Origin of the sequence: Pseudomonas sp. PGPR40, assembly GCF_022014505.1 — a bacterium.
Classification (GTDB): domain Bacteria; phylum Pseudomonadota; class Gammaproteobacteria; order Pseudomonadales; family Pseudomonadaceae; genus Aquipseudomonas.
This window is the reverse complement of record NZ_JAKLSP010000061.1, coordinates 1-8,535: the sequence shown is the minus strand read 5'-3', so window position 1 is coordinate 8,535 and position 8,535 is coordinate 1. Positions and strand designations below refer to the sequence as shown.

Genomic DNA, 8,535 nt, shown 5'->3' with positions numbered 1-8,535 from the left:
GCGGTGATGCGTAAATACCTGACCGGGTTATGGGCGTGCATGCGTTCTGGAGAGGAATTTGATACGGCCAAGCTTTTCAGCGAAAAACATCTCGCGAAAGCTTGACCGTGAACAGAGTATCTACAGGGTTTCGCGGCTTAACTGACTGGCTTAGGGCAAGCCCCCTCGCCACAGAGAGCGGTGTCAATTCCGGAAGTGAAATCAGCCCAACACCACCAACCGATTCGGCAATTCATTCCTCACATGGGTCACCGGCACATGCACTTTAAGCAACTCGCCGCATGCCTCGATGCACGTCAAAAAACCCTGCAACGTCTGCCCCTGTTTCACCTGCTGCGTAAACGCCGCCACAATCAGATCCCAGTTCTTGTTGTCCAGCCGTTTGGAAATCCCTTCATCCACCAGAATCTCCACGTAGCGCTCGGCCTCGGAGACAAAAATAAGCATGCCGGTGCTGCCCACGGTGTGGTGCAGGTTTTGCTCCAGGAACTGCCGACGCGCCAGGTTCGATGCGCGCCAGTGACGCACCGAGCGCGGGATCAGGCGCGTGGTGACTTTCGGAATCCGGAACACCAGGCACAGCACGATGAAACTGAACCATTGCACCAGCAACAGGCTGTGCATGGTCAGCCAGCCCGTGAGGTAATGCACGATCCCCGGCACCACCAGCGCCAGCAGACTGGCCCAGAGCAGCGGAATGTACGCGTAATCGTCGGCGCGGGCCGCCAGCACCGTGACCAGTTCGGCATCGGTATCGCGCTCGACCCGGGCAATCGCCTCGGCGACTTTGCGTTGTTCGTGTTCAGTCAGTAATGCCATGGTTATGAATGCCTGCTCGCTATTGTTGTTTTTACCTATCACCAACCGCCCGATGAACCGCCACCGCCGAAACTGCCCCCGCCGCCGCTGAAGCCCCCGCCGCCACCGCCAAAACCTCCGCCGCCGAACCCGCCTCCCGAGCCGCCACGGCCTCCCCCGCTGGGCAGAATACCGAACATCTGCCCGAGGAAGATCGTCAGGATAAACAGCATCACCAGGAACACGAAAAACCCCGGAGGCCGCCCAACGAAATCACTCTCCTGATCACCGCCCGATTCATACACCGTCGACGGCTGGTCCAGTGGATTGCCGCCCAGCACCACCAACATCGCCGCAACGCCATCGCTGATGCCCTTGCTGAAGTTACCGGCCTTGAACGCAGGTGTGATCACCTGATTAATGATCACCGAACTCTGCGCATCGGTCAGGCGCTCTTCCAGGCCATAACCCACTTCGATCCGCAGCTTGCGCTCGTCACGCGCGACGATCAGCAGCGCGCCGTTGTTCTTGTCCTTCTGGCCGATACCCCAGTGGCGTCCCAACTGATAACCAAAATCGGCGATGTCGGTGCCTTGCAAGTCCGGCAATGTGACCACCACCACTTGCTCGCCGGTGGTTTTTTCATGGGCGTTGAGCTGTTGCGTCAGCTGCTCGCGCACTGCAGGCTCGATCATCCGGGCGTTGTCCACCACCCGCCCGGTCAACTCCGGGAACTTCAATTCGGCCCGAGCCGTCAGGGCAAACACCCAGAGCATCAGCACCAGGCCCATTTTCAATACGCGCATTGGCAACCTCACCCGTGTTGGCACTTGAAGGCCGGTCCGGCGCTTACTGGAACTTCACTTCAGGCGCTTTCTCGGCATCGGGGCTGGTGGCCTCGAAGGTTTCGCGGATCGGCAAATCGCTGTACATCACGGTGTGCCACAGACGACCGGGGAACGTGCGAAGCTCGGTATTGTATTTCTGCACCGCGAGAATGAAATCGCGGCGGGCCACGGCGATGCGGTTCTCGGTGCCTTCGAGTTGCGATTGCAGCGCGAGGAAGTTCTGGTTGGCCTTGAGGTCCGGATAGCGCTCGGACACCACCATCAACCGACTCAGCGCGCCGGTCAGCTGATTCTGCGCCTGCTCGTACTGCTTGAGCTTCTCCGGATTATCCAGCGTGCTGGCATCTACCTGAATCGACGTGGCCTTGGCGCGGGCTTCGATCACCGCGGTCAGGGTTTCTTGCTCATGCCGGGCATAACCCTTGACGGTTTCGACCAGATTGGGGATCAGGTCGGCGCGGCGCTGGTACTGATTCTGCACCTGGCCCCAGGCAGCCTTGGCCTGTTCGTCAAGGGTCGGGATCGTGTTGATGCCGCAGCCGGCCAGCAATGTTGTCAGCCATATCAAGGCTGCAACCTGCAGGCTCGACCGATAGTGATGTCGTACATTCATCTGGTTGATGCTCCCTTGCCTATGCCGTTGATGAAACAACCTGCGAACGCTGAACCCGCTCTTGGGGCATAATCTGCGCCGCCACTGGATTGCATCGAGCCAATGGGCTAAAAGATGCCCCCCAGCGCTGACACACTGGGCAAATGTGCCGCATTACCTGAACAACAATAGTCGCTCCCTAAATTTTGGCTGACCGGCGCGTATTCACAGCCGTTCAGGCTTTTGAGAAAACCATTCATGAAGAAGCTGTGTTTGCTGGGCCTGTTCGTCAGCCTGGCCAGTCATACCGTATTGGCCGCCACGACGCCCGCACCTATAGAAAATAAGGATGCCTTCATCAGCGATCTGATGAAGCAAATGACCCTCGATGAAAAGATCGGCCAGTTACGCCTGATCAGCATCGGCCCGGAAATGCCGCGGGAGATGATCCGCAAGGAGATCGCGGCCGGCAATATCGGCGGCACCTTCAACTCGATCACCCGCGCCGAAAACCGTCCGATGCAGGACGCGGCCATGCGCAGCCGGTTGAAGATCCCGATGTTCTTCGCCTATGACGTGATCCACGGCCACCGGACCATTTTCCCGATCCCTCTGGCCCTGGCCTCGAGCTGGGACATGGACGCCATCGGTCGCTCCGGGCGCATCGCCGCCCAGGAAGCGGCGGCTGATAGCCTCGACATCACCTTCGCGCCAATGGTCGATATCTCCCGCGACCCACGCTGGGGCCGCACGTCCGAAGGCTTCGGCGAAGACACCTACCTGGTTTCGCGGATCGCCGGTGTGATGGTCAAAGCCTTTCAGGGCACCGGGGCGAACGCAGCCGACAGCATCATGGCCAGCGTCAAGCATTTTGCCTTGTACGGCGCAGTAGAGGGCGGTCGCGACTACAACGTCGTCGACATGAGCCCGGTCAAGATGTACCAGGACTACCTGCCACCGTACCGCGCGGCGATTGACGCCGGTGCCGGCGGGGTGATGGTGGCGCTGAACTCGATCAACGGCGTGCCGGCCACCGCCAACACCTGGCTGATGAACGACCTGCTGCGCAAGGAATGGGGCTTCAAGGGCTTGGCGGTCAGCGATCACGGGGCGATTTTCGAGCTGATCAAGCACGGCGTCGCCGCTGACGGTCGCGAAGCCGCGAAGCTGGCGATCAAGGCCGGCATCGACATGAGCATGAACGACACCCTCTATGGCAAAGAACTGCCAGGGCTGCTGAAGGCCGGCGAAATCGAACAGAAAGACATCGACAACGCCGTGCGTGAAGTGCTCGCCGCCAAGTACGACATGGGCCTGTTCAAGGACCCGTACCTGCGCATCGGCAAGGCCGAGGATGACCCGGCCGACACCTACGCCGAAAGCCGTCTGCACCGCGCCGAGGCCCGTGATGTGGCGCGTCGAAGCCTGGTGTTGCTGAAGAACCAGGGCGATACCCTGCCGCTGAAGAAAACCGCGAAAATCGCGCTGGTCGGTCCACTGGCCAAGGCGCCGATCGACATGATGGGCAGTTGGGCCGCGGCTGGCCGTCCCGAGCAATCGGTGACTTTGTTCGACGGCATGACCAATGCGCTTGGCGCGCAGTCGACGCTGATCTACGCCCGTGGCGCGAACATCACCAGCGACAAGAAAATCCTCGATTACCTGAACTTTCTCAACTTCGATGCACCGGAAGTGGTGGATGATCCGCGCTCGGCCAATGTGTTGATCGATGAAGCGGTCAAGGCTGCCAAACAAGCGGATGTGGTGGTGGCAGCGGTGGGCGAATCCCGTGGCATGTCCCACGAATCGTCGAGCCGCACCGACCTGAACATCCCGGCCGCCCAGCGCGAGCTGATCAAGGCGTTGAAAGCCACCGGCAAACCGCTGGTGCTGGTGTTGATGAATGGCCGTCCGCTGTCGATTCTCGAAGAGAACGAGCAGGCTGACGCGATTCTGGAAACCTGGTTCAGCGGCACCGAAGGCGGCAATGCCATCGCTGACGTGCTGTTCGGCGACTACAACCCGTCGGGCAAACTGCCGATCAGCGTCCCTCGCTCGGTAGGTCAGATTCCGACCTACTACAACCACCTGAGCATTGGCCGGCCGTTCACTCCGGGCAAACCGGGCAACTACACCTCGCAGTATTTCGAAGACACCACCGGGCCATTGTTCCCGTTCGGCTTCGGCCTGAGCTACACCAACTTCAGCCTGACCGACATGGCCCTGTCGTCGACCACACTGAACAAGACCGGCAAGCTCGACGCCAGCGTCGTGGTGAAGAACACCGGCAAGCGTGACGGCGAAACAGTGGTGCAGCTGTACATCCAGGACGTGACCGGTTCGATGATCCGCCCGGTCAAGGAACTGAAAAACTTCCAGAAAGTAATGGTCAAGGCCGGCGAACAGAAAGTCGTGCACTTCACCATCACCGAGGATGACCTGAAGTTCTACAACGCCCAGCTCAAGTACGCCGCGGAACCGGGCAAGTTCAACGTGCAGATCGGCCTGGACTCCCAGGACGTGACGCAGCAGAGCTTTGAGTTGCTGTAATCCCGCGCACGAACTGATCGTTCCCACGCTCTGCGTGGGAATGCCTCAAGGGACGCTCCGCGTCCAGTGACGCGGAGCGTCACGGGCTGCATTCCCACGCAGAGCGTGGGAACGATCTGAACGACTACCCCCGTCGATCCAGCAGATTCACCACCAGCCGATCCACCCACCCCCACACCCTTTGCTTGACCCGCCGCCACAACGGCCGGCGCTTCCATGCCTCGATACTGACTTCCTGGCTCAGGGCAAAGTCATTCTCGAAACTCGCCACTACCGCCCGGGTCAGTCCGGCGTCCAGAGCTTCCAGGTTGGCCTCCAGATTGAAACGCAAATTCCAGTGATCGAAGTTGCACGAGCCGATGCTCACCCAATCATCGATCAACACCATTTTCAGATGCAGGAAGCACGGCTGGTATTCGAAGATTTTCACCCCGGACCTAAGCAGACGCGGGTAGTAGCGATGCCCGGCGTAGCGCACCGACGGGTGATCGGTGCGCGGTCCGGTCAGCAGCAGACGCACATCCAGGCCACGCGCCGCCGCCCGACGCAGTGAGCGGCGGACTTTCCAGGTCGGCAGGAAATACGGCGTGGCCAGCCAGATTCGGCGCTGGCCGCTGTTCAGCGCGCGAGTCAGCGATTGCAGAATGTCGCGGTGTTGGCGGGCGTCGGCATAAGCGACCCGACCCATGCCCTCGCCCATGGCCGGCACTCGCGGCAAGCGCGGCAAACCGAAGTGCGCAGTGGGTTTCCAGGCGCGTCGATGGCGGTTGGCGATCCATTGGCGGTCGAACAGCAACTGCCAGTCGAGTACCAGTGGACCGATGATTTCCACCATCACTTCGTGCCATTCGCTGGTGTCTTCGCCCGGTGTCCAGAACTCATCAGTGACTCCGGTGCCGCCGACCACCGCCAGGCATTGATCCACCAGCAGCAGCTTGCGGTGATCGCGATAAAAGTTGCCTACCCAGCGGCGCCAGCTCAGGCGATTGTAGAAACGCAACTCGACGCCGGCGGCCATCAGGCGCTGACGCAAGGTCAGGGTGAAGGCCAGGCTACCGTAATCATCGAACAGGCAGCGCACCCGCACACCGCGCTCGGCCGCCTGGACGAGCGCCTGAACCATGGCCTCGGCACAAGCTCCCGCCTCCACCAGGTACAGTTCCAGTTCGACTTGTTCTTCAGCGCGGGCAATCGCCACCAGCATTCGCGGAAAAAACTGCGGGCCGTCGATCAGCAGTTCAAAGCGGTTGCCGTCACGCCACGGGAAAATTGCGCCGCGCATCTCAGCGCGCCGTGAAAATCAGCACCGCACCCACCGGCACCGACAGACTGATGGCCGATAAACCGGCAACCTTGCGCAAGCTTTCCAGACCCGGGGCCAAGCCGAAATCTTCAGCGCTGATCACCAAAGGTTCGAGAGTCACCACTTGAAAGCGCCGGTCATCGAGACGGGTCGCCAGCAGTTCGGCGTTGTATTGGTGTTGTTTGCCGTGCAGGTTGACGGTCAGCGGCAAACGCAACTCCAGCTGCGCACCGGGCGCCAGGTCGTTGATCGGCCGCAGATCGATTTGCGTGGTGATCAGGGCTTCGGGAAACGTCTGGATCTCGAACAGTTCGTTGCGCATGCGTTCGTCACGCAACGGAATACCGCTGTTGACCGATTCCAGCTCGACCTCCACTTGTGCCAAGCCCTTGGGATCGACCTTGCCGTGCAGCACCAGAAAGCGTTGCACTTCGGAAATGTTGGCGTTTTTAGTGCTGATGAACGACAGCCGCGAGGACTCGCCGTCCAAGTACCAATTGGCCTGGGCCGACACGGTGACACCGGCCAGCAGCAGGAAAGCGAGGGTTTTAGAGAAGGACCGCTTGAACATAGAAACTCGGGGGCAGATAAACCTGAGCGAACCTTAACTGGCCTGAGACAGGTTGCAAACTTTCTGTTACTCCAACCCACCCTTTGTGGCGAGGGAGCTTGCTCCCGCTGGAGTGCGAAGCGCTCCCAAAATCAGAGATGAGCTCTTCCAGTCAGACCTCGGCCGCTGGCATTACGACTGCTGCGCAGCCGAGCGGGACGGTGCGGCGTTCCGACAAGCTCCCTCGCCACAAAAAACTGACCACTGTCAGGGTTGCAGGCGACAGCCTTGGCGTTCGCCAACCCAAACAGCGCTATTGCTGCGCCCCATGCCACCCACCATCACGCGCTTGCTCGCGGCGTCATCGACGAAACCGCTGGTGGACAAATACTGCTTCACATAACCCTGGCAATACTCGGCCGAATTATTCAGCACATACCGGCACGAGCAATATTCCTTGGCGGTGTAGGCACTGATGATGTCGGGGAAGGCCCACAGCGCCACACGCTCCTGCCAGAACCAGCCAAGCAAGGCAATCAGCAGCACCAGCGACAGCGTGCTGAACGGCCGACGCCGAATAAAACGGTGATGGCTCATGGCTGCACCTTCATGGCAAACGTCTTGAGCGCGAGTCTGAGCAATTCGTTGTGCCGATAACCCCCATCGCGATCATCGCCGTAGCGCACGATCACCAGGTTTTCGCTGGGAATCACGTACATCGCCTGGCCCCAATGGCCCAGCGCGGCGAAGGTGTCAGCGGGGGCGTCGGGCCAGGGTTGGGTCGCTCCGTCCATTGCGCGATTGAGCCACCAATGCCCGCCGGGCACTGCTTCATCCTGGTTGGCTTGATAGCGGGCGAAAGGCTCACGGCTGAAGTCGACCCAATCCTTGGGCAGCAGTTGCCGCTCCCGCCAACGACCATCGCGCGCCATCAACAGGCCGACCCGCGCCAGATCGCGGGCAGTGAGGTAGGCGTAGGACGAGGCGACAAACGTGCCCGTGGCATCCGCCTCCCACACCGCACTGCGAATCCCCAAGGGCTCGAACAGTGCGGTCCATGGATAATCCGGATAACGGGCCGGGCCGACGATGGTTTTCAGCGCGGCGGACAGCAGGTTGCTGTCGCCGCTGGAGTAACGGAATGCCTGACCGGGTTTGGCGTATTCGTCGTGGTTGGCGGTGAAGGCGGCCATGTCGCGGTGACCACGGGTGTAGAGCATGGCCACCACCGAGGACTTCAACGGTGCGTATTCATAGTCTTCCTGCCAGTCCAGGCCCGAGGCCCAGTGCAGCAGGTCGGCCATGGTCATGGCGGGGTGTTTTTCCAGCGGTGGATAGAACTTCTGTACCAGATCCTGGAGTTTGAACAGGCCTTCGCCGTAGGCCACACCGAGCACGGCGCCCATCAGGCTTTTGCTGATCGACCAAGTCAGGTGCGGGGTTTCAGCAGTGGTCGGGCCGGCGTAGCGTTCGTAGACGAGTTGGCCGTCGCGGATCACCAGCAAGGCATCGGTGCGAATGCCTTGGTGAGTGGCATCGTCGCGGGGCGGAAAAGCGTAGTTTTCCAGGGCTTGAAGTGCCGGGCCGGTGACTTTCGGGCCGGGCAGCCATTGCTCGGCCGGCCAGTTTTCGGCTTGGGCCGCGAGGCTGAGCAGCAGCATGAAAATCAGGGACAAGCCTTTGAACATGGGGGGCGCTCGGAGGGATGAACCTGCAGAGCCTAGTCGAGGTTGATGACAGTTCCGGGATTTGCGTTGCCAATGAGGCCGCCTTCGCGGGCAAGCCTGTTGTGGTCCAGTTTTTTTGGACCGCTCTGTAGGAGTATTAGGCCGCCCGCTCTTCAAAAAGGGCTGGCGGCAGGTTATTCGAGGCTGTGTGGCAACGGCGATGGTTG

At 60.5% G+C, this 8,535-nt stretch carries 8 protein-coding genes and 1 pseudogene; 2 read left to right on the top strand and 7 right to left on the bottom strand.

Going from position 1 to position 8,535, the window contains the following annotated elements; translation table 11 throughout:
• Positions 1 to 105, top strand: a pseudogene (locus MEB48_RS29530) (IS110 family transposase); the annotation flags it as partial.
• Between the two features lie 96 nt (positions 106 to 201).
• Here MEB48_RS29530 and MEB48_RS28845 read toward each other — a convergent pair.
• The 3 genes from MEB48_RS28845 to MEB48_RS28835 are packed head-to-tail and all read right to left on the bottom strand — an operon-like array spanning position 202 to position 2,259.
• Positions 202 to 819, bottom strand: a complete 618-nt coding sequence (locus tag MEB48_RS28845; protein WP_237887101.1) for a TPM domain-containing protein — start codon at positions 817 to 819, stop codon at positions 202 to 204.
• Positions 820 to 857: 38 nt separating this feature from the next.
• Entirely contained in the window at positions 858 to 1,604 is a 747-nt protein-coding gene (locus MEB48_RS28840; protein WP_237887100.1) for a TPM domain-containing protein, read from the bottom strand.
• Between the two features lie 43 nt (positions 1,605 to 1,647).
• Positions 1,648 to 2,259 carry a LemA family protein gene (locus MEB48_RS28835; RefSeq protein WP_237887099.1) on the bottom strand — a complete coding sequence of 204 codons (612 nt, stop codon included), beginning with the start codon at positions 2,257 to 2,259 and terminating at the stop codon, positions 1,648 to 1,650.
• A 237-nt stretch (positions 2,260 to 2,496) separates the two neighbouring features.
• On the opposite strand from MEB48_RS28835, the gene bglX reads away from it, so the two are divergent.
• Entirely contained in the window at positions 2,497 to 4,788 is a 2,292-nt protein-coding gene (bglX, locus tag MEB48_RS28830; RefSeq protein WP_237887098.1) for a beta-glucosidase BglX, read from the top strand.
• A gap of 124 nt (positions 4,789 to 4,912) precedes the next feature.
• On the opposite strand, the gene MEB48_RS28825 is transcribed toward bglX, so the two are convergent.
• From MEB48_RS28825 to MEB48_RS28810, 4 genes are all read right to left on the bottom strand, one after another.
• Complete coding sequence (locus tag MEB48_RS28825; RefSeq protein ID WP_237887097.1) at positions 4,913 to 6,070, bottom strand: phospholipase D-like domain-containing protein; 1,158 nt, start codon at positions 6,068 to 6,070, stop codon at positions 4,913 to 4,915.
• Between the two features lies 1 nt (position 6,071).
• A complete protein-coding gene (locus MEB48_RS28820) occupies positions 6,072 to 6,662 on the bottom strand; it encodes a YceI family protein (RefSeq protein ID WP_237887096.1) in 591 nt (196 codons plus the stop codon).
• A 246-nt stretch (positions 6,663 to 6,908) separates the two neighbouring features.
• Entirely contained in the window at positions 6,909 to 7,238 is a 330-nt protein-coding gene (locus tag MEB48_RS28815) for an amidase (protein ID WP_237887095.1), read from the bottom strand.
• Positions 7,235 to 8,329: a serine hydrolase domain-containing protein gene (locus MEB48_RS28810; protein WP_237887094.1), complete on the bottom strand. Its 1,095-nt coding sequence runs from the start codon at positions 8,327 to 8,329 to the stop codon at positions 7,235 to 7,237. The genes MEB48_RS28815 and MEB48_RS28810 overlap by 4 nt, the downstream gene beginning before the upstream one ends.
• Between the last annotated feature and the right edge of the window lie 206 nt (positions 8,330 to 8,535).